This window comes from Phytopseudomonas punonensis (genome assembly GCF_900142655.1).
Taxonomy (GTDB): domain Bacteria; phylum Pseudomonadota; class Gammaproteobacteria; order Pseudomonadales; family Pseudomonadaceae; genus Aquipseudomonas; species Aquipseudomonas punonensis.
In genome coordinates, this window is sequence record NZ_FRBQ01000003.1 from 272,331 (window position 1) to 290,485 (window position 18,155).

20 protein-coding genes are annotated in these 18,155 nt (G+C 60.3%); 8 read left to right on the top strand and 12 right to left on the bottom strand.

The annotated features are described in order from the left end of the window. Positions 1–20 precede the first annotated feature (20 nt). The 3 genes from BUC40_RS11285 to purM are packed head-to-tail and all read right to left on the bottom strand — an operon-like array spanning position 21 to position 2,466. Complete coding sequence (locus BUC40_RS11285) at positions 21–737, bottom strand: DUF3108 domain-containing protein (RefSeq protein ID WP_073265658.1); 717 nt, start codon at positions 735–737, stop codon at positions 21–23. Further along, positions 722–1,408, bottom strand: coding sequence for a phosphoribosylglycinamide formyltransferase (gene purN, locus BUC40_RS11290; protein ID WP_073265660.1), 687 nt, complete (start codon positions 1,406–1,408; stop codon positions 722–724). The genes BUC40_RS11285 and purN overlap by 16 nt, the downstream gene beginning before the upstream one ends. Continuing rightward, the gene (purM, locus tag BUC40_RS11295; protein WP_073265662.1) at positions 1,408–2,466 is read right to left on the bottom strand and encodes a phosphoribosylformylglycinamidine cyclo-ligase; all 1,059 of its coding nucleotides are present in this window, start codon (positions 2,464–2,466) and stop codon (positions 1,408–1,410) included. The genes purN and purM overlap by 1 nt, the downstream gene beginning before the upstream one ends. 303 nt (positions 2,467–2,769) lie before the next feature. On the opposite strand from purM, the gene BUC40_RS11300 reads away from it, so the two are divergent. From BUC40_RS11300 to hda, 3 genes are all read left to right on the top strand, one after another. After that, on the top strand, positions 2,770–3,858 hold the full coding sequence (locus BUC40_RS11300; RefSeq protein WP_073265663.1) for a DUF2066 domain-containing protein: 1,089 nt from the start codon (positions 2,770–2,772) through the stop codon (positions 3,856–3,858). Positions 3,859–3,962: 104 nt separating this feature from the next. Continuing rightward, a complete protein-coding gene (locus BUC40_RS11305; protein ID WP_073265665.1) occupies positions 3,963–5,060 on the top strand; it encodes an AI-2E family transporter in 1,098 nt (365 codons plus the stop codon). Positions 5,061–5,199: 139 nt separating this feature from the next. After that, entirely contained in the window at positions 5,200–5,904 is a 705-nt protein-coding gene (hda, locus tag BUC40_RS11310) for a DnaA regulatory inactivator Hda (RefSeq protein WP_073265667.1), read from the top strand. Here hda and BUC40_RS11315 read toward each other — a convergent pair whose 3' ends face one another. Genes BUC40_RS11315 through arsC form a run of 3 tightly spaced genes read right to left on the bottom strand, consistent with a single transcriptional unit; the run spans position 5,905 to position 7,275 of the window. Continuing rightward, positions 5,905–6,327 carry a DUF2069 domain-containing protein gene (locus BUC40_RS11315; RefSeq protein WP_073266221.1) on the bottom strand — a complete coding sequence of 141 codons (423 nt, stop codon included), beginning with the start codon at positions 6,325–6,327 and terminating at the stop codon, positions 5,905–5,907. Then, positions 6,320–6,925, bottom strand: coding sequence for an NAD(P)H:quinone oxidoreductase (wrbA, locus tag BUC40_RS11320; protein ID WP_073265668.1), 606 nt, complete (start codon positions 6,923–6,925; stop codon positions 6,320–6,322). Before wrbA ends, BUC40_RS11315 begins: the two co-directional genes overlap by 8 nt. After that, positions 6,922–7,275 (bottom strand): arsenate reductase (glutaredoxin), encoded by a 354-nt coding sequence (gene arsC / locus BUC40_RS11325; protein WP_073265670.1) that lies wholly within the window; start codon positions 7,273–7,275, stop codon positions 6,922–6,924. Before arsC ends, wrbA begins: the two co-directional genes overlap by 4 nt. Before the next feature lie 214 nt (positions 7,276–7,489). On the opposite strand from arsC, the gene BUC40_RS11330 reads away from it, so the two are divergent. Continuing rightward, positions 7,490–8,719, top strand: coding sequence for a YihY family inner membrane protein (locus tag BUC40_RS11330; RefSeq protein WP_073265672.1), 1,230 nt, complete (start codon positions 7,490–7,492; stop codon positions 8,717–8,719). A gap of 342 nt (positions 8,720–9,061) precedes the next feature. Here the strand turns inward: BUC40_RS11330 and BUC40_RS11340 are convergent, their stop codons facing one another. Together BUC40_RS11340 and BUC40_RS11345 are read right to left on the bottom strand one after the other, a co-directional pair. Continuing rightward, complete coding sequence (locus BUC40_RS11340) at positions 9,062–9,460, bottom strand: hypothetical protein (protein WP_073265676.1); 399 nt, start codon at positions 9,458–9,460, stop codon at positions 9,062–9,064. A 103-nt stretch (positions 9,461–9,563) separates the two neighbouring features. Further along, positions 9,564–10,964 carry a PilZ domain-containing protein gene (locus tag BUC40_RS11345; RefSeq protein WP_073265678.1) on the bottom strand — a complete coding sequence of 467 codons (1,401 nt, stop codon included), beginning with the start codon at positions 10,962–10,964 and terminating at the stop codon, positions 9,564–9,566. Between the two features lie 30 nt (positions 10,965–10,994). On the opposite strand from BUC40_RS11345, the gene BUC40_RS11350 reads away from it, so the two are divergent. Together BUC40_RS11350 and BUC40_RS11355 are read left to right on the top strand one after the other, a co-directional pair. Continuing rightward, positions 10,995–11,474 (top strand): TlpA disulfide reductase family protein, encoded by a 480-nt coding sequence (locus BUC40_RS11350; RefSeq protein WP_073265680.1) that lies wholly within the window; start codon positions 10,995–10,997, stop codon positions 11,472–11,474. A 4-nt stretch (positions 11,475–11,478) separates the two neighbouring features. Then, on the top strand, positions 11,479–11,754 hold the full coding sequence (locus BUC40_RS11355; protein WP_073265682.1) for an acylphosphatase: 276 nt from the start codon (positions 11,479–11,481) through the stop codon (positions 11,752–11,754). A gap of 4 nt (positions 11,755–11,758) precedes the next feature. On the opposite strand, the gene BUC40_RS11360 is transcribed toward BUC40_RS11355, so the two are convergent. The 3 genes from BUC40_RS11360 to BUC40_RS11370 all read right to left on the bottom strand — a co-directional run bounded on the left by BUC40_RS11360 (position 11,759) and on the right by BUC40_RS11370 (position 15,965). Continuing rightward, a complete protein-coding gene (locus BUC40_RS11360; RefSeq protein ID WP_073265684.1) occupies positions 11,759–12,712 on the bottom strand; it encodes a hypothetical protein in 954 nt (317 codons plus the stop codon). Between the two features lie 17 nt (positions 12,713–12,729). Then, positions 12,730–14,445, bottom strand: a complete 1,716-nt coding sequence (locus BUC40_RS11365) for a proline--tRNA ligase (RefSeq protein WP_073265686.1) — start codon at positions 14,443–14,445, stop codon at positions 12,730–12,732. 260 nt (positions 14,446–14,705) lie between these two features. Beyond that, complete coding sequence (locus BUC40_RS11370) at positions 14,706–15,965, bottom strand: OprD family porin (RefSeq protein ID WP_073265688.1); 1,260 nt, start codon at positions 15,963–15,965, stop codon at positions 14,706–14,708. A gap of 658 nt (positions 15,966–16,623) precedes the next feature. On the opposite strand from BUC40_RS11370, the gene BUC40_RS11375 reads away from it, so the two are divergent. Continuing rightward, a complete protein-coding gene (locus BUC40_RS11375) occupies positions 16,624–17,049 on the top strand; it encodes an HIT domain-containing protein (RefSeq protein ID WP_073265689.1) in 426 nt (141 codons plus the stop codon). Beyond that, the gene (locus BUC40_RS11380; protein WP_073265691.1) at positions 17,050–17,256 is read left to right on the top strand and encodes a SlyX family protein; all 207 of its coding nucleotides are present in this window, start codon (positions 17,050–17,052) and stop codon (positions 17,254–17,256) included. A 56-nt stretch (positions 17,257–17,312) separates the two neighbouring features. Here the strand turns inward: BUC40_RS11380 and BUC40_RS23305 are convergent, their stop codons facing one another. Continuing rightward, on the bottom strand, positions 17,313–17,915 hold the full coding sequence (locus tag BUC40_RS23305) for a cold-shock protein (RefSeq protein WP_073265693.1): 603 nt from the start codon (positions 17,913–17,915) through the stop codon (positions 17,313–17,315). Positions 17,916–18,155 lie beyond the last annotated feature (240 nt).

An 18,155-nucleotide genomic window follows, 5' to 3' on the forward strand; every position in this document is an offset into this window, starting at 1 on the left:
TCTGGTGTGTAGCAGGCTGATCAGTCGCGACGTCCTTCGACGTTCTTGCCGTCGACCGTACCCGACTTGAGCATGATCTGGTATTCCTTGCCGTCTTTCTCGACCTGGTGCAAACGCACCAGCAGGTAGTCCCAGTCCTTGGCGAACCAGAGGATGGTCTTGCGGCTGCTTTGTGTTGGGTCGCGTACGCGCTCGACCTTGATGGCGTCGATCAGGCCAGCGGCGGTGCGTACCACTTCTTCGCCGAGCACGCGGAAGTCGTAGGTTTCGACCTCGTCGCCATCGACCACCTGGTAGCTCATGCTTTTTTCGCCGGCAGCCACGTCGTGTTGCAGGGCGATCTGATAGGTGGATTTGTCCTGCATGCCACGGTTCAGAGGGAAGCGCACCGGATTGCCACGATCGCTGCCGATTACCTGCTTCTGCGACCAGTCGAAATCGAACTCGACGTCCTTGCTCTTGCCCAGGCCGTTGCGCTCGAACTTGTAGCTCTGTGGCAGGAAGGTATCGCCGTCGACAGTGAAGGTGCTCTGCTCGGTCAGCCCGGCAACCAGCATGGAGGCCTTGAAGACCAATTGCCAGCGACCGTCATCGAGCTTTTGCAGGCTGCGTTCGGCCGAGCCACTGACCGGCACCTGTTTCCAGTCGGCGGTGTAGCTGGCGGAGAAGGGCTTTGGTTCTACGGCGAGGACAGGCAGGCTGAACAACGCCAGGGCTAACATTAGGGCGCGGCGCATGGAGTCTCCTTGCTGTTGATGAGATAGCCGGTGGCCGGCAATGGATTACCGTCGAGCAGCGGGCCTGACTCACCGAGGCGCAAACGACCTTTGGCGAACCAGCGTACGGCGAGCGGATAAATCTGATGCTCCTGCACGTGAACCCGTTGCGCCAGGCTGCCGGCCGTGTCCTGCGAATGTACCGGGATTACAGCCTGTACGACCAGAGGGCCACCATCGAGTTCCTCGGTCACGAAGTGCACGCTGCAGCCATGCTCGGCGTCTCCGGCGTCCAGAGCGCGTTGATGGGTATGCAGACCTTTATGGCGAGGAAGCAGCGACGGGTGAATGTTCAGCAGGCGGCCATGGTAGTGGCGAACGAACCCTGGCGTGAGGATGCGCATGAAGCCGGCGAGCACCACCAGCTGTGGCGCGAAGGCATCGATGGCCTGCATCAACGCCTCATCAAAGGCGTCGCGGCCATCGTAGTCGCCGTGTTCGAGCACGCGGGTCGCGATGCCCGCGTCCCGCGCACGCTGCAGCCCGAAGGCATCGCTGCGGTTGGCGATCACCGCGGCGATACGTGCCGGACTTTTACCATTGTCAGTGCCATCGTCAAGGCTATCGATCAGCGCCTGAAGATTGCTGCCGGTACCCGACAGCAGCACCACCACATTGCAGGGTTGCGGCATCAGTGGCTTTTCAGGTTGTTCAGTACCACGCGTTCGGCGCCTGCTGCGGCTTCGGCGATCTGGCCGATCACCCAAGGCTGCTCGCCAGCGGCACGCAGGGTTTGCAGGGCGACGTCGACCTGATCCTGAGCGACGCAGATGACCATGCCAACGCCGCAGTTCAGCACGCGGTGCATTTCATGCTCGTCGACGTTGCCTTTTTCCTGCAGGAAGTCGAATACCACCGGGCGCTGCCAGCTGGCTACGTCAACAACTGCCTGAGCGTTGTCCGGCAGTACGCGTGGGATGTTGTCGAGCAGGCCGCCGCCGGTGATGTGAGCCATGGCCTTGACCGCGCCGGTGTCCTTGATCAGTTTGAGCAGCGGTTTGACGTAGATGCGCGTCGGCGCCATCAGCAGGTCGGCCAGCGGCTTACCATCGAGCTCGGTCTTTTCGATATCGGTACCGGAGACTTCGAGAATCTTGCGGATCAGCGAGTAACCGTTGGAGTGCGGGCCGGAGGAGGGCAGTGCGATCAGTGCATCGCCAGTGGCGACCTTGGAGCCGTCGATGATCTCGGCCTTCTCGACCACGCCAACGCAGAAGCCGGCCAGATCGTAATCTTCGCCTTCATACATGCCGGGCATTTCAGCGGTTTCACCGCCAACCAGCGAGCAACCCGCCAGTTCGCAACCCGCGCCGATGCCAGTGACCACGGTGGCCGCAACGTCAACGTTGAGCTTGCCGGTGGCGTAGTAGTCGAGGAAGAACAGCGGCTCGGCGCCACAGACCACCAAGTCGTTGACGCACATGGCGACCAGGTCCTGGCCGATGCTGTCGTGCTTGTTGAGGTTCAGCGCCAGACGCAGCTTGGTGCCGACGCCGTCGGTGCCGCTGACCAGAACCGGTTGCTTGTAGCCGGCCGGGATCTCGCACAGGGCGCCGAAGCCACCCAGGCCACCCATGACTTCAGGACGGGCAGTGCGCTTGGCTACGCCCTTGATGCGCTCGACCAGGGCTTCGCCCGCGTCGATATCCACACCTGCGTCCTTGTAGCTGATGGAGGGTTGCTTGCTCATAGATCCAGGCCTTTGGAAGGGGAAAGTCGGAATAGCGTCGGCCCGTCAGGGCCGTTCTGCGAAGGCGCGCGATTTTATCAGGCTTGCCCGGCAGCGGCCAGCCACTGCGCCGACTCGCGTTTGCAGCCAGGCGTGGCGCCGGTACTCACTCCCCAGGAAACCTGGCCGGGCTGAGCGAGTCACACAAAGGCGCACACCCGTCTGTGATAGCAGGGCGGCTTGCGATGCCATGGCAACAGCCCCTAAGGTATAGCGCCACGGTTCGATTGCCGTGCGCCGTCTTTTCCCAGCCGAGAGTCCTTCATGCGCCCGACCTTCCGCCCCCTGCTTCTGTGTCTGTCACTGCTGAGCCTGCCGACCCTGGCAGCGACGGTCAGCGACCTTTATCAGGTGCGCGAGACGGTCGCCAGCCAGCAACCCGAGGAGCGCGATGCTGCATTACAGCGCGCCGTCGATACGCTGGTGCTGCGCCTGACCGGCAAGCCCGAAGCCGTCAAAGGCAGCGCGCTGGCCGAGTTGCGCAAGGACCCTCAGCAGATCATCAGCCAGTACGGGTATGAAGGTGATCACCTGGTGGTCGACTTCGATGCCGTGTCTACCGACCGCTCCCTGCGCCAAGCCGGCTTGCCGCTGTGGGGCGTCAACCGTCCGGCCATTCTGGCCTGGTGGCTGAATGAAACGCTCGACGGCGGCAACATCGTCGGTGACGGCCAGGCTGCTGCTGAGCCTTTGCGCGAGGCGGCCCAGCATCGCGGTTTGCCATTGCGCCTACCGCTGGCCGATCTCAGCGAGCAGTTGGTTGCGACCAAGGAGGCCTTAGGCGCCAAGGATCCAGGCGAGCTGCGCTCGGCATCCGAGCGTTACGGCGCGGACGCATTACTGGCCGTACGTGCCAGCGAAGCGGATGGTAAATGGCAGGCCACCTGGCAGCTGTGGCTGGGGGAAGATCGCGAACAGGGCAAGGCCGAAGGGGCTGATCAGGCCGCGTTGGCCGATGCCGTGCTGCTGGCGGTGAGCGAGCGCCTGGCGCCGCGATTCGTGGTGGCGCCGGGCGCTAGTTCGGCGCAGACGGTAGAGATCATCGGCGCGGACCTGTCGCGCTATGCGGAGCTGCAACGCGTACTGGAGCCTTTCGGCGCACAGCTGCAGTCGGTGGAGGCTGATCGATTGATCTACAAAGTCAGCGCCAGCGCCGAGCAACTGCGTACCCAGCTTGCGCTGTTGCAGCTGCATGAAGTGTCGGCAGCCGAACTCGCTGCAGAAACACCTGCACCGACACCCGCAGAGCCGACGGCGCCTGTGGATGCCAATCAGGCACCTGTCGAGCCTCAGGCAGCGCCGCCTGCTGCCGAGAGCAAAGTGCGTGGCGATGTCCTGTATTTTCGCTGGTAGACTGCCCGCCAGCTGAGCCGCTTCGCTTTCGACGACCTCAAGCCTTTGGCTTGAGGTCGTTTTCGATTGCGCCCTGAACCGTTATTTCCTTCCGAGGATCGAGCATGCCCGTTTCGTCTCGCTGGCTGTGGATTGCTGCCGTGCTGGTGCTGGGCGGTTTCCTGTATGTGCTGCATCCGATTCTTTCGCCGTTTCTGATCGGGATTCTGATTGCCTATATCGGTGATCCTCTCGTCGATAGGCTGGAGCGCCTGAAGCTGTCGCGCACATGGGGCGTGATCGTAGTGTTCAGCTTGTTCACGTTGCTGATGGCATTGGCCTTGCTGGTGTTGGTGCCGATGCTCGGCAAGCAACTGGTGCGCCTCTATGAATTACTGCCGCAGATGCTCGACTGGGTGCAGAACCAGGCACTGCCGTGGATCCAGGTAAAGCTCGGTTTGAACGAAGGCTTCTGGCGCTTCGATCAACTGAAAAAGGCCTTGTCCGGGCATCTGGGCCAGACGACTGACATCGCCGGGCTGATCCTCTCTCAGGTTACGGCTTCGAGCTTGGCGTTGATGGCCTGGGTGGCCAACCTGCTGCTGATTCCGGTGGTCAGCTTCTACCTGATGCGCGACTGGGATCTACTGGTGGGCAAGCTGCGCGGCCTGGTGCCGCGTGACAATGAAGGCGTTGTGGTGAAGCTGGTTGGCGAATGCCACGAGGTGCTGGGCGCCTTCCTACGTGGGCAACTGTTGGTGATGCTGGCGCTGGGCGCTATGTATGCGGTCGGCCTGATGGCCATCGGCCTCGAGCTTGGGTTGTTGATCGGTGTGCTCGCTGGGCTGGCGAGTATCGTGCCTTATCTGGGCGTGGTGGTCGGCATCGGTAGTGCGCTCTTGGCTGGAGTATTCCAGTTCGGCGGCGATCCCTATCCACTGCTGGCAATTGCTGGGGTGTTCGTGGTCGGCCAGCTGCTCGAGGGCATGCTGCTGACGCCGTTGCTGGTCGGTGACCGCATCGGTCTGCATCCGGTGGCGGTGATCTTCGCCATCATGGCGGGCGGGCAGCTGTTCGGCTTTACCGGCATCCTCGTGGCGCTACCGGTGGCGGCGGTGATCATGGTGCTGCTGCGCCACGTGCACGGGTTGTACAAACAGTCCGAGGCGTATGCCGGGCAGAGCCCGGTTCCGGCCAAGAACAGCCGTAAGGCACGCTCATAGAGCGGGCCTGCGGCTAATGGCTAAACCCTTGTATTACCTTGAAAAGTGCGGCAATGACAGGAGGCGGCCAAGGGTATAAACTTCGCCACCTTCTCTTATCCAGAGCACCGATCAGGCTCCGACGAGCCTTCTCTCCAGCATGAAGCCGATTCAATTGCCCCTGGGTGTGCGTCTGCGAGATGACGCCACCTTCGCCAATTACTACCCGGGCGCCAATGCCGCCGCCCTTGGGTATGTGGAGCGTCTGTGCGAAGCCGACGCTGGCTGGACGGAAAGCCTGATCTATCTGTGGGGTGGCGAGGGCGTTGGGCGCAGCCATTTGCTGCAGGCTGCCTGCCTGCGCTTCGAGCAACTCGGCGAGCGTGCCGTCTACCTGCCGCTGGGCGAAGTGGTGCAGTACGGCCCGGCGATTCTGGATAACCTCGAGCAGTTCGAGTTGGTGTGCCTGGATGACCTGGACGCCGCCGCCGGGCAGCGCGCCTGGGAAGAGGCGCTGTTCCACCTGTTCAATCGTCTGCGTGACAGTGGCCGCCGCCTGTTGCTGGCCGCGGATGCATCGCCTCGCGAGCTGCCGATCAAGCTGCCTGACCTCAAGTCGCGCTTGACCCTGGCGCTGGTGTTTCAGCTGCAGTCACTGTCCGATGAAGACAAGCTGCGCGCCCTGCAACTGCGTGCTTCACGTCGCGGCCTGCACATGAGCGACGAAGTAGGCCGTTTCATCCTCACCCGTGGCGAGCGCAGCATGAGCGCCTTGTTCGAACTGCTCGAGCGCCTGGACCAGGCCTCGCTGCAGGAAAAGCGCAAGTTGACCATTCCCTTCCTGAAAGAAACGCTGGACTGGTAATCAGTCTCCGGTGTTCTCGTTAGCGCTGCCAATACGTTGGTACTGCGCGCACCAGCGTGTGTAGAGCAGTGCGCTGGTGAACAGCGTCAGGCTGAGCGCGATCTCCAGCCAGCCGAACATCTGCTTGGATGGGTCGAACGCGGCCAGCACGCCCTGAATGAAATACAGGTTGACCACGAAACAGGCCCACGAATGCGTGCGCGGATGACCGCCGATGATGCCGGGCGCCAGAAGTAGCAGTGGCAGCAGCTGAAAAGCGAGCACGGCCCAGAGCAGCGAACTGGGCACTGCCGCATAGCCCAGGTTCCAGATCAGCAGCAACGCCGCCAGGGCCACAAAGCTTGCCAGGCTCAAGTAGCGGCAGAAGCGCAGGCGGGGCAGCAGCCAGTCCACGCTCGGTAAGGGGCTGGCGGCTTTAGCCACGGTCACTTCCCAGTTTCTGAGCGAGGCTCGCCAAGCGTTGGCCCAGGGCGCGGCATAGTGTGATTTCGTGTTCATCGAGGGCTCGCTTGCCGTCTGGGCCAGCATGATGGCTGGCGCCGTATGGCGTGCCGCCGCCGCGGGTTTCGACCAGTGCGGACTCGCTGTAGGGCAGGCCGGCGACCAGCATGCCGTGGTGCAGCAGCGGCAGTAGCATCGACAGCAGCGTGCTTTCCTGACCTCCGTGCAGGCTGGCGGTCGAGGTGAATACGCCAGCTGGTTTGCCCACCAGGCTGCCGGTGAGCCACAGGTTGCTGGTGCCGTCGAGGAAGTACTTCATCGGCGCTGCCATATTGCCAAAACGGGTAGGACTGCCCAGCGCCAGGCCCGCGCAGTTCTTCAGGTCGTCGATCGTTGCGTAGGGCGCGCCTTCTGCCGGAATGCTGTCGGCCACTGCTTCGCACTCGGCTGAAACGGACGGCACGCTGCGCAGCCTCGCTTCCAAACCCTGCATCTCGACGCCGCGGGCGATATGGCGAGCCATTTCGGCTGTCGCGCCATGGCGGCTGTAGTAGAGCACCAGAATGTAGGGCGTGGTCATGGCAGCAGCTCCAGGATGTTTTCCGGTGGGCGACCGATCACGGCGCGGTCGCCGGCGACTAGAATCGGCCGCTCGATCAGGCGCGGGTGAGCGGCCATGGCCTCGATCAGCTCTGCGTCGCCAAGCGCGGCGTTGGCCAGGTTCAGTTCACGGTACTCGTCTTCACCGCTGCGCAGCAGCTGCCGCGCAGCTATGCCGAGTTTACTCAGCAGGTCGCGCAGCTGGGCAGCAGTGGGCGGGGTATCGAGGTAGTGCATCACGGTCGCTTGCAAGCCCCTCTCTTCGAGCAGCTGCAGGGCGGCACGTGATTTGGAGCAGCGCGGATTGTGATAAAGGGTCAGATCAGTCATGACAGGCGTCGCTTCTGGCGGCAGATGGCGGCTATTCTAACCGCGTCAGCGCTCAGTGCTGAACGGGGTGCGGCAACGGAGGCGAACCTAAGTGCCGGCCGGGCGTCTGTTATGCGTCGCTACACCTTTTCCCGCTCGTCTGCATTACCGGCGCAGCCTCTGGCGTTGGTCTGACGATGATGCGCCTGTTTCGAACTGCCCTTGAGAGGTGGGTATGCAGCAGCGTCTGCACGATTGGCTTGAATTCTGGCGATTCCTTTGGCAACGGTTCTTCGACAATCGCGGTGCCGACAATGCGGCTGCGCTGACTTACACCACGCTGTTCGCTGTGGTGCCGATGATGACGGTCACCTTCGCCATGCTGTCCGCAGTGCCGGCTTTCCAGGGCACTGGCGAGCAGATTCAGGCGTTCATCTTCCACAACTTCGTGCCGTCGGCTGGCGAGGCGCTGCAGGAGTACCTGCGTGACTTCACCACCCAGGCGCGTCAGCTGACCTGGATCGGCGTCGGTGTGCTGGCGGTTACTGCTTTCTGGATGCTGGTAACCGTCGAGCGTACGTTCAACACCATCTGGCGAGTTCGTCAGCCACGCCGCGGTATCGCCACGTTTCTGTTGTACTGGGCCATTCTCAGTCTTGGGCCGATGCTGCTGGGGGCAGGTTTTGCCATCAGCACTTACGTAGCGTCGTTGTCACTACTCAGCGGGCCGGACGCAGTGGTTGGTGCCAAGACGCTGCTGCGCTTCACGCCGCTGCTATTCAGCGTGGCGGCCTTCACCCTGCTTTATGCCGCCGTTCCCAATGCGCGCGTACCGTTCCGGCACGCCTTCTGGGGTGGTGTGTTTACCGCGGTGCTGCTGGAGCTGGCCAAGGCGATTTTCGGCCTGTACGTGCGCTTCTTTCCCGGCTACCAGCTGATCTACGGCGCTTTCGCGACGGTGCCGCTGTTTCTGCTGTGGGTGTTTCTGTCGTGGCTTATCGTGCTGCTCGGTGCCGAGTTGGTGTGCAACCTCGGCGTCTCCCTGCAATGGCGCAAGCGCGGAATGCCCAGGGCGCTGGTGTTATTGGGCATCTTGCGGGTGTTCCATGCGCGCCAGCGTTCAGGGCTGATGGTGCGGCACCGTGATGTTCAGCGTCAGGGCTGGCTGCTGCCAGAGCATGAATGGGAGGAGGTGCTGAGCTTTCTCGAAGATCAGCGCCTAGTCGCCTGTACGGGCGGCGACAGCTGGATGCTCAGCCGGGACCTGTCCCATTACTCACTTCAGCAACTGATCGAGCGCAGCCCCTGGCCGTTGCCGCATCTCAGCCAATTGCCCGACGAGCTGGATGAACCCTGGTACCCGGCGTTACGTGTGGCGCTGCAGCGCCTGCACGATGAGCAGACCTTGCTGTTTGGTGACAGCCTGGCGAATTGGTTTGAGGGGCAGGGCACTGACAAAAAGTGACAGCTTCTGGCAGTTGATGGTGACCGTGGGCGTTCCCATTTGCGCTGCCATATTCTGAAATGCCCTGTTTCGCCTGATCATTGGCGCCAGTATGATGGCACGATTCTGGCTATCATCATGTTCAGTCGATATCGCGCCCGTGAGAGTACCTGCAATGGCCAAGCTGTCAGCAAAAGTCGTCATGCTTCATGCACGTGACAGCAGTCGCGCTTTGGAGAATTTGAATCGGCTCACTGGTCTGCGCTTCAGCCGCTGGCCGGAGTCTCTGGTGGCGACATGCGATGAGCCTCGGGTAGCCGATAAGGTTCAGCTAGCCGAGGTCGAGGCGCGAGTCGAAGCCAGTCAGGTGTTCGCCTGACTGAACTGCGCCTGCGCGATGGCTGGCTCGACGGCCTGCACGAATAGTTCTTCGACCTTTACTTCTATGCTCGGCAATGCGCAGCGCAGGCGTATCTGCATGTCCTCTATGCGCTGAGTGACCGGCAGGCGCGCAATCCCGGATAGCAGGATCTTGCCTTGAGCACCAACCTTGGCATGGTCCAGGTTGACCGAGCGCACGTGCTGACCGTCGCGGTAACGAACCTGCAGGGATACCAGGCTATTGGCGTGGCCTGGCAAATGCAGCCAGGCTGCGACGTTGAATTCGGCTACCCGCCCATCGTATTCAGTCAGTTGCAGGTGTGCGCTCTTTACGAGGTGCTCCGGTACTTGGCCGATCAGCGTGTCATGGGCGTTGGGCATGAGGGTTCCCTGGCTGGCAAAGGACATTAGCAGGGAATTATAAAGAGGCCGGCGGCGATCAAACTGTGCGCCAGGCCACCACCACGCGTGACCTGTTTCTCATCTAGGGCAGTTCCAGCGGGTGACGGCTTACCGTTGCGCTGGCCAGGTTGCACGGTGGCAGCTGCAGGCTGTTCTGGCTGACCGCGTTGGGTAGCTGCAGCCAGAGGTTTTCGCCATCGGCGAACTGGTTGTGCGGCACCCACAGACCATGATGCCAACCCTCGCGCGGTTTTGGCGTGCTTTGCAGAATGCCCAAGTGTGGCTGGCTGCTCGGCGCGCGTCTGAGCCAGGTTGGCTGTGCGAGCCCCTTGAGATAGCGAAGCCCGAGATGAAGCCCCTCGCTGTTCAGGTGGCGCCAGCAGACCAATCCCAGGATGTCACTATCGGCAATCAGCAGCACCAGCTGCCCGATCGGCAGGCTATGTGCGGCGTGCGAGGGGCATAGCAGGCGAGCGCCACCCGGGCCGATGTCGAGAATCTGCCCTTGCGTACATTGCGGGCGTTGCTCGAGAAGCTGGGCGTGGATGGCGGTAATGCCGATGGCCAGGCGGCACTCTGTCTGTTGGGGTGCGCGCGGGTGGCGGCGCTGGTCGTTACCGAGCCAGTGGTGGTGCACGCGTTCGAGCAGCTCGCGCTCGTCCTTGCTGCGCAGCGGCGCCGGCTCATCGAGAGCTACCAGCAACGCACCGAGTTCCAGTCGACGCAGGGTGTCGTGGCCCTCTTGGGGGCGTTGCTGGTAGGTCAGGCAGGGCTGCGCCTGTTGCAGGTCGATTAGTGGGCCATCGGATTTGTCCTCTGCATCCCAGGGCAGCAAGCGTGCGAGGGCGGCCAAAGGTGCCAGGGCGGCGAACAGTCGTTGGCTCTCACCCGGGTGCAGGTGTGGCGGATTGCTCAGCGCCAGCAACAGTGATTGTTTATAGAGCCCGCGCAAGGTGTCTGCAGGTGTTGGTGAGAACGCGGCTGCCACCGGCTCATCAAGGCAGTCGTGCTGCTCGCCCAGCCAGTAGAGCAGGTGGCTGTCGCGCCACAGGCTTGGCTCAGGCTCAAGGTTCTGCTGATGGTGGCGTAGCAGCGTCTGCGCAACGAAGTGCTGGGCCATGTAAAGGCACCAAGTCAGGTGTGGGCGAGACGGTTTATGACCTTGCAGGATTTGCAGCAGGAGGCGTTTGTAACCGATGGCCAGCTCGTTACATAGCTGCAGCGTTTGCGCTGTTGCTGCAGGGTTTCCACTCGGCGCAGCGTAGTGACGGTATTCATCGCTGAAATTTTGCAGCGCCCGCTGCCTTTCGAGTAAGGTCATCGCGCTGCGGTTGACGCGCACAAGCAGGTCGAGCACCGTTTGCAGGCCTGTTTCGGGCTGCTCATGCCGAGCTGCTCTGAGGCATTCACCAAGCTCTGTCAGGTTGATCGAATCGGTCTGAAGTGCTTCGGGTACGTCGAGCTGCAAGGCATCCAGTGTCATAGCAACCTTATCGGTATGAGGACCGTTTCCATGGTAAAGCGATTCCAGTCAGGCATTCGGATCATGATGGTGCTCATCGCCGGCGCGCTACTGGCGGGTTGCGGGGATGACGTAGGCGTCGATCAGCATGGGCAGAAGGTAGCGGTTGAGCGCCTTGAAGGCCAGTGGCTGGTTATCAATTATTGGGCCGAGTGGTGCGGCCCCTGTCGCTCCGAGATTCCCGAGTTGAACGCTTTGGCGCCCGAGCTGGAAAAACAGTCGGTCGGCGTATTCGGCGTTAATTTCGATGGTTTGCAGGGCGAGGAGCTCAGCAAGTCGGCCAAGGCGCTGGGCATTGAGTTCACGGTACTGGCGAAGGATCCGGCCGAGCGCTACGGGCTGCCGCCTAGCGATGCGCTGCCGGTGACCTATATCGTCGACGATCACGGCAAGGTACGTGAGCGGCTGCTCGGCGAGCAGAATGCCGAAGGCCTCAAGGCGCGCCTGGCGGCGCTGCGGCAAGAGGGCTGATTCGATGACTGTTGTCTGTCAGCACGCCTACGTTGAAGGGCGTGTGCAGGGCGTCGGCTTTCGTCAGAGCACTGCTATGGAAGCGAGGCGTTTGCAGCTGTCAGGCTGGGTGCGCAATCTGCCCGACGGTCGCGTTGAGGTTTTTTTCGAAGGTGAGGAAGGCGCTGTGAGTTCGCTGGCAAAGTGGCTGGAGCTGGGCCCACCTGGCGCTCGTGTGGTGTCGTTGAGCCTACAGGAGCGCCCTCTTCAGGGCGCCCAGGGCTTCGTGGTACAGCGCTAGACGCTCAGTCCTCGCCTGGGTCTGCGGCGAGTCTGCCAGCATTCTGAGTCAGTGAACGGAGAAATTCCGCCTGCAGTTCCGGGTCGTTACGGGTCAGTTCGATCAAGCTCTGTTCGAGCTCGCTGGCCTCTTCTTCGAGACCTAGTTCGGACAGCCGTTTTACGCGATGTACCCATTGCTCGACATCCGCACCTTCAAGGTCGTCGTAAATCAGGTCATGGGCTTCACGTAGCTTGCCGCGCAGCGTGCGGCTGACCATCAAGGTCGCCTCGGCGCTGGTTGCGTCCTGCTCGTCGGTCACGGTCAGCAGCAAGGTGCCGACGCGGGCGATGTCCTGGTCGGCGAATGGGCCGTCGAGCAGGTTGAGGCGCAGCACGCCGTTGCGGTCGGTGAGTAGCTCGTGGCTTTGATTGCCCGCTTTGATCATCACCGGGCGTTCGGCCCAAGGCAGGCTGGAATAGTCTGTCCGGGTGTCCTGGCGCTTTTCGTCGATGCTGGCCAAGTTCTGCTGAGAGCGGCCATTGGATTCGACGTTCATGAACGGGTTGATTCCGGCCACGCCGTAACTGATCCAGTCCTTGGTTGCCGTATCCGGGATGCGTCCGAGCGCCACTACGTTGAGCACGTTGGCGCCGATACCACCAACGATGGCAACGGCTCCCAGTGGTACTTCGTAGATTTCGCGCCACGGCTGGTACGGCGTGTAGCGGTCGTAATGCCGGGTGACTTCGAACGGCGTTACTTCGAAAACCTTTTGCTCATGCACGCGCACCCGCCGCTGTGGCAACTCCAGTACTTCAGGTTGCCCCACATCGATCTGCAGGCTGTGACTCAACAGTTTGCGTTCGATGCGTTCTTCATGCTCGCTGCGCTGCGGCAAGTGATTGGCGCAGCCAGCAAGAAAGAATGCGCCACAAGTGGTGGCGCCGAGAAGGCGTAAGGTGCTTCGCTTGAACATGACGGCTCTTTGGCGGGTCAGCGGCTGATACGGTTCTGGATGAACGGCAGGATATCGTTGACGGCAACTGGCTGGGCCTCTGTTTCCAGGCGGCTCTTGTACTCCAGATTGCCTTCGGCCAGGCCGCGGTCGCTGACCACGATGCGATGCGGGATACCGATCAATTCCATGTCTGCGAATTTGATGCCCGGACTGGTCTTTTTGTCACGGTCATCGAGCAAAACTTCGAAGCCCGCTGCGGTCAGTTCGGCGTAGAGCTTGTCGGTCGCCTCGCGTACTGCGTCGGTTTCGTAGCGCAACGGAATCAGGGCGATCTGGAAAGGCGCCAGGGCGTCGTTCCAGATGATGCCGCGCTCGTCGCTGTTCTGCTCGATGGCGGCGGCAACCACGCGGGATACGCCGATGCCGTAGCAGCCCATGCTCAGCACGACAGGTTTGCCGTTTTCGCCCAGTACCTGGCAGTTCATCGCTTCGCTGTACTTGGTGCCGAGCTGGAAGATGTGGCCAACTTCGATGCCGCGTTTGATCTCCAGAGTGCCCTTGCCGTCCGGGCTTGGGTCGCCTGCCACGACGTTGCGCAGGTCGGCAACGGTCGGTACTGGTAGGTCGCGTTCCCAGTTGACGCCGAAGTAGTGCTTGTCATCGATATTGGCGCCGATAGCGAAATCACTCATCAGCTCTACAGAGCGGTCGATGATGATTGGCAGCGGAAGATTCAGCGGGCCCAGCGAGCCTGCGCCGGCACCGATGGCATCGCGCAGCTCGGCATCCGAAGCCATGACCAGCGGGCTGGCAACGCCTGGCTGGTTGGCAGCCTTGATCTCGTTCAGCTCGTGATCGCCACGAACGATCAGTGCGATCAGTTTGCCTTCTTCTTCGGCATGCACGATCAGCGTCTTGATGGTGCGCTCGATGGGCAGGTTGTAACCATCCACCAGCTGCTGGATGGTTTTTGCGTTCGGGGTATCGACCAGGCGCAGTTCTTCTGTCGCCGCCTGGCGGGCGGACTCACGAGGAATGGCTTCTGCCTTCTCGATATTGGCGGCGTAGTCAGAGGCGTTGCTGAACACGATGTCGTCTTCGCCGGATTCGGCCAGCACGTGGAACTCGTGTGAGCCGGCGCCACCGATGGAGCCGTTGTCAGCCACTACCGGCCGGAAGTTCAGGCCCAGGCGGGTGAAGATATTGCAGTAGGCCTGGTGCATGCGGTCGTAGGTCTGCTGCAGGGAAGCCTGGTCGGCATGGAAGGAGTAGGCGTCCTTCATGATGAACTCACGGCCACGCATCAAGCCGAAGCGCGGGCGGATTTCATCGCGGAATTTGGTCTGGATCTGGTACATGTTCAACGGCAGCTGCTTGTAGCTGTTCAGCTCGTTGCGGGCCAGATCGGTGATGACTTCTTCGTGGGTCGGGCCTACGCAGAATTCACGGTCGTGGCGGTCTTTCACGCGCAGCAACTCGGGGCCATATTGCACCCAGCGCCCCGACTCCTGCCACAGCTCGGCGGGCTGAATGGCGGGCATCAGCACTTCCAGAGCACCGGCAGCATCCATCTCCTCGCGCACGATTTTCTCGACCTTGCGCAAGGTGAGTAGGCCCATCGGCAGCCAGGTGTACAGGCCAGAGGCAAGCTTGCGGATCATGCCTGCGCGCAGCATCAGCTGATGGCTGATGACGACGGCGTCGGAGGGCGTTTCTTTGAGGGTCGAAAGCAGGAACTGACTGGTACGCATGATGGGCCGTTCTGTCGGTTGCAAAGGGGATTTTATGGCTTGGCATTGTACGGCGCGTGGCTGGTGGCGTACAGGATGCGAGATGCTTGTAGCTGATGAGAGCTGCGATTGTTGAGCGAATACTGTTGGGGAGGTCTTTCTAATTGGCTACTTCACGGTGATCTATCGGCGTGAATGCGGCACAGGCTGGTTTTTCAGTACGCAATAAAAAAACCCGGCCGAAGCCGGGTTTTCTGAACTGCTATCAGGCTTGCGCGCGATTACAGAACGCTGAGCGGGTAGTTCACGTAGAAGCGAACTTCGTTGGTGTCGGCGACGTTTTGGTCGTTGACGTCCGAGTTGGCGCGCAGAACCGAGCCGCGGAGGCGGAAGGAAAGATCCTTGGCCGGGCCGTTTTGAACGGTATATTTAACCTGGTTAAAGAACTCGTGTTCTTTACCGTCGTTGCTTTCGCCTGTTTTGATGTTGTCAGCCCAGATGTAAGCGGTTTTGAAGCTCAGGCCTGGTACGCCATAGGTGGCGAAGTCCAGCTCGTAGCTGGCTTGCCAGCTGCGCTCATCTTCCTGGTTGAAGTCGGACAGGAAGCTGTTGGCCACGAAGATCGCGCCGCCGCCATCACCTACGCCGTAATCGAAGCCGCGGTCACCAGTGTTGCGCTGGTGAGCCAGGATAAAGGCGTGTGCGCCAACGCTGTACTTGGCCTGCAGGCTCCAAATGGTGTTGTCACCACCGCCGTTGAACTTGTTGTCGTAATCGCTTTTGTAGATGTTGAAGTCGAAGCCCAGAGCTTGTTCTTCAGTGAGCGGCAGGTTGTAGTTCAGGTTTGCGTATTTACGTTTGTAATGGTCTTCCAGGTCGCTGTAGTACAGAGCCGCGCTGAAGTCCTTGGTAAAGGCGTAAGAACCACCTGCCACATTGATGGATTTCAGAACGCCATCGCTGTAGCTGTCACGACCGGACTGGTTCATCGCGTTTTGTGCAGTGAAGCGACCGGCGTTCAGCTCGAGACCTTCGATCTCTTTGCTGGTGATCATGGTGCCTTCGAAGGTTTCTGGCAGCAGGCGGCCATCATCGTAAGCGAGGACCGGCAGGGCTGGCATTTGCGAGCCATAGGTCAGAGTGGTGCTGGAGAAGCGTGCTTTCACTGCGGCATTGGCGATACTCAGATCCTTGCCTTCGTTCTCAGGGAACATGCCAAGGCCGCGACGGCCACCGCCAGTGTCCAGCTGCCAAAGGGCTCCAGCATAAGCGTTGACGCCGAAACCTACAGTGCCTTGAGTAAAGCCAGATTCGTAAATGGCGCGTGCGCTGGCACCCCACTCTTCCGAATACCCGTTATCTTTGGCTCCACGAGAGGCACCGTTACGAGCATCACGGTTGTAGTACATGCTGCGCGCCAGGAGCGACAGGGTGCTGTCTTCAACGAAACCCTTGGATTCGGACTGCTCCGAAGCCACTGCCATTTGAGAGGTGCCCGCGGCTACTGCCAGGGCGATTACGCTCCACTTCATCACTCGCATCGTGATTTGCTCCTTTGGTTTAGAAGAGTACTACCGCTGCTCAATAAGGTTGTTATGGCGAGCAGCTCTATTTCTTTTTGTGTCGGATGGAACTTATAGCACGGCGCTTTGTAATGGCGATAGTTTCGATCTATCCATTTCGTTTCTTCTGACGTACCTGTCGCTGAGCGCTAAAGGCGCGTCGCTATCAGGTAAAGCCCATTCGCAAAGTGCCATCCAACGATTTCCAGCTCTATATCGGGGCTCAAAGCGTTACCGCAGGAGCCCTGTAAAGGAGCGTTGTCGGCTTTAAAGCAAAAGGCGTGCTCAAAATCACGTCAGCGCAGAATAACTGGCTGATTTGGTAAGAGAGGGCAAAGAAAATACAGATTGTCGACCTAATAATTTATTTTTCTGCGCGCTGCTTAGTTGGCTTTTTAGTAGTTAGCTATCTATGTGCTCGTGCGGTTGATAATGAATGCTAATTGCTTGTTTCCCGCTACTTGTGATGTTTACTTCGGGAAACAATATGGTGCGTATTCCGAGCATCCGAAACGTGCTTCGCACCTTTTTGGTGCTCCTCGTTTGGGGTTAATTTTCATAAGCTTGCCCGGTATCCTTGCAGCTCAGTCTAGCCATCCCAGTCGGGATGACTCATTGCTATCAGGTGGTGCTTTGAATGTTCGTTCTGGATTCGCGTCTGCAGCAGGACACGTCCGTGATGGGCGATTTGCCCCTGAGTCGTGTGCTACTGAGTAATGACGCCCGCTACCCTTGGTTCATCCTGGTGCCTAAGCGTGAAGATGTGATTGAGTTGTTCCAGCTCAATGCCGAGGATCAGCAGGCGTTGTGGGCGGAAACGGCTCTGCTGGCTGAGGTGCTCAAAGATGCCTTCAAGGCCGACAAGATCAACGTCGCCACACTGGGTAACGTCGTTAGTCAGCTGCATATGCATGTGATCGTGCGTTATCGCGAAGATGATGCCTGGCCTGCCCCTGTGTGGGGGCGTCATCCGGCGGAGCCCTATGAGCCAGCGCAGATAGTTGCGCTTCGTGAGCGCTTGGGCGCGGTGATGCCGAGCCAGTTTCGGGTTGGAGACATATAGATGAAGGAGCTTGAAGAGCGCATCGTCGAGCTGGAAAGTCGTCAGGCTTTTCAGGATGACACCATTCAGGCGCTCAATGATGCCTTGGTGCAGCAGCAGAAGCTGATCGAGCGCCTGCAATTACAGATGCAGGCGCTGGCCAAACGTCAGGAAGAAGTCAGTCCATTCGGCTCTAGTCAGGATGAGGCGCCGCCGCCTCACTACTGATATTGCGCGCAGAAAAAAGCCCCGGCACTGACCGGGGCTTTTTGTTGGCACATTTGTCAGCGTCGGGTAGGCAATGCTGCGATCACGTCTTCAGCCTGCAGGCCCTTGTCGCGCTGCATCACGGAGAACTCCACGCGCTGGCCTTCGACCAGTACGCGGTGGCCTTCGCCGCGGATCGCGCGAAAGTGCACGAAAATATCTTCGCCAGCATCGCGGGAAATAAAGCCGAAGCCCTTGGAGGTGTTGAACCACTTGACCGTACCGGTCTCGCGATCACCCAGGTCCTGCTGGACAGCCGCCTTCTTTCTGTCGAAGCGCAGGTTGGTGGCCAGGTGCAAGGCAACTGCAAGGGCAATGATCGATAAGCTGAACAGCAAGGCAGGTTGCTCGGCGATCAACGGCAGCGGAGCAAGCAGGATCAGTGCTTGCAGCAAGGTGCCGAGGATCAGCAGTGCGCACGCGAGGTTCTGAAAGTGCTGCCGCACGTTGTTGTGCCACAGGGGGAACTGTGTGGCCAGCAGCAGGTTAAGAAAGCCAAAGAGTGCCAAGCTTAGAGCATCAGGGTATTGCAGGAACGGCTGGAGGCCGTCGCTCAGGCCGGGGGCTACTGATAACAGCAGGGCTGAGAGCCCCACCAGCAGGTGGACGATTTTCAACATATTCAACGCACTCACTAGATAAAGGATCACCAGGAAGAGCTGGCTCCACGCGATTTGCCGTGACGTAAGGGCGATGAAAGTTCGGGAGGGCCAGCCTATGCGCCTGCCCAAGAAATTGGGTGACAGCACGGGGCGTATTTAACAGCAAAGGAGGGGGTATCTCAAATCAACAGCGTGGCGGAGGTTTTTTGCATGACGCTGGTAGTGTAGAAAAACAATGGCCGCCCTGCAGGCGGCCAT

Excerpts from the sequence above, each read along its gene's own strand:
- BUC40_RS11285 (WP_073265658.1), bottom strand. The coding sequence starts at position 737 with ATGCGCCGCGCCCTAATGTTAGCCCTGGCGTTGTTCAGCCTGCCTGTC.
- purN (WP_073265660.1), bottom strand. The coding sequence starts at position 1,408 with ATGCCGCAACCCTGCAATGTGGTGGTGCTGCTGTCGGGTACCGGCAGC.
- purM (WP_073265662.1), bottom strand. The coding sequence starts at position 2,466 with ATGAGCAAGCAACCCTCCATCAGCTACAAGGACGCAGGTGTGGATATC.
- BUC40_RS11300 (WP_073265663.1), top strand. The coding sequence starts at position 2,770 with ATGCGCCCGACCTTCCGCCCCCTGCTTCTGTGTCTGTCACTGCTGAGC.
- BUC40_RS11305 (WP_073265665.1), top strand. The coding sequence starts at position 3,963 with ATGCCCGTTTCGTCTCGCTGGCTGTGGATTGCTGCCGTGCTGGTGCTG.
- hda (WP_073265667.1), top strand. The coding sequence starts at position 5,200 with ATGAAGCCGATTCAATTGCCCCTGGGTGTGCGTCTGCGAGATGACGCC.
- wrbA (WP_073265668.1), bottom strand. The coding sequence starts at position 6,925 with ATGACCACGCCCTACATTCTGGTGCTCTACTACAGCCGCCATGGCGCG.
- arsC (WP_073265670.1), bottom strand. The coding sequence starts at position 7,275 with ATGACTGATCTGACCCTTTATCACAATCCGCGCTGCTCCAAATCACGT.
- BUC40_RS11330 (WP_073265672.1), top strand. The coding sequence starts at position 7,490 with ATGCAGCAGCGTCTGCACGATTGGCTTGAATTCTGGCGATTCCTTTGG.
- BUC40_RS11340 (WP_073265676.1), bottom strand. The coding sequence starts at position 9,460 with ATGCCCAACGCCCATGACACGCTGATCGGCCAAGTACCGGAGCACCTC.
- BUC40_RS11345 (WP_073265678.1), bottom strand. The coding sequence starts at position 10,964 with ATGACACTGGATGCCTTGCAGCTCGACGTACCCGAAGCACTTCAGACC.
- BUC40_RS11350 (WP_073265680.1), top strand. The coding sequence starts at position 10,995 with ATGGTAAAGCGATTCCAGTCAGGCATTCGGATCATGATGGTGCTCATC.
- BUC40_RS11355 (WP_073265682.1), top strand. The coding sequence starts at position 11,479 with ATGACTGTTGTCTGTCAGCACGCCTACGTTGAAGGGCGTGTGCAGGGC.
- BUC40_RS11360 (WP_073265684.1), bottom strand. The coding sequence starts at position 12,712 with ATGTTCAAGCGAAGCACCTTACGCCTTCTCGGCGCCACCACTTGTGGC.
- BUC40_RS11365 (WP_073265686.1), bottom strand. The coding sequence starts at position 14,445 with ATGCGTACCAGTCAGTTCCTGCTTTCGACCCTCAAAGAAACGCCCTCC.
- BUC40_RS11370 (WP_073265688.1), bottom strand. The coding sequence starts at position 15,965 with ATGCGAGTGATGAAGTGGAGCGTAATCGCCCTGGCAGTAGCCGCGGGC.
- BUC40_RS11375 (WP_073265689.1), top strand. The coding sequence starts at position 16,624 with ATGTTCGTTCTGGATTCGCGTCTGCAGCAGGACACGTCCGTGATGGGC.
- BUC40_RS11380 (WP_073265691.1), top strand. The coding sequence starts at position 17,050 with ATGAAGGAGCTTGAAGAGCGCATCGTCGAGCTGGAAAGTCGTCAGGCT.
- BUC40_RS23305 (WP_073265693.1), bottom strand. The coding sequence starts at position 17,915 with ATGTTGAAAATCGTCCACCTGCTGGTGGGGCTCTCAGCCCTGCTGTTA.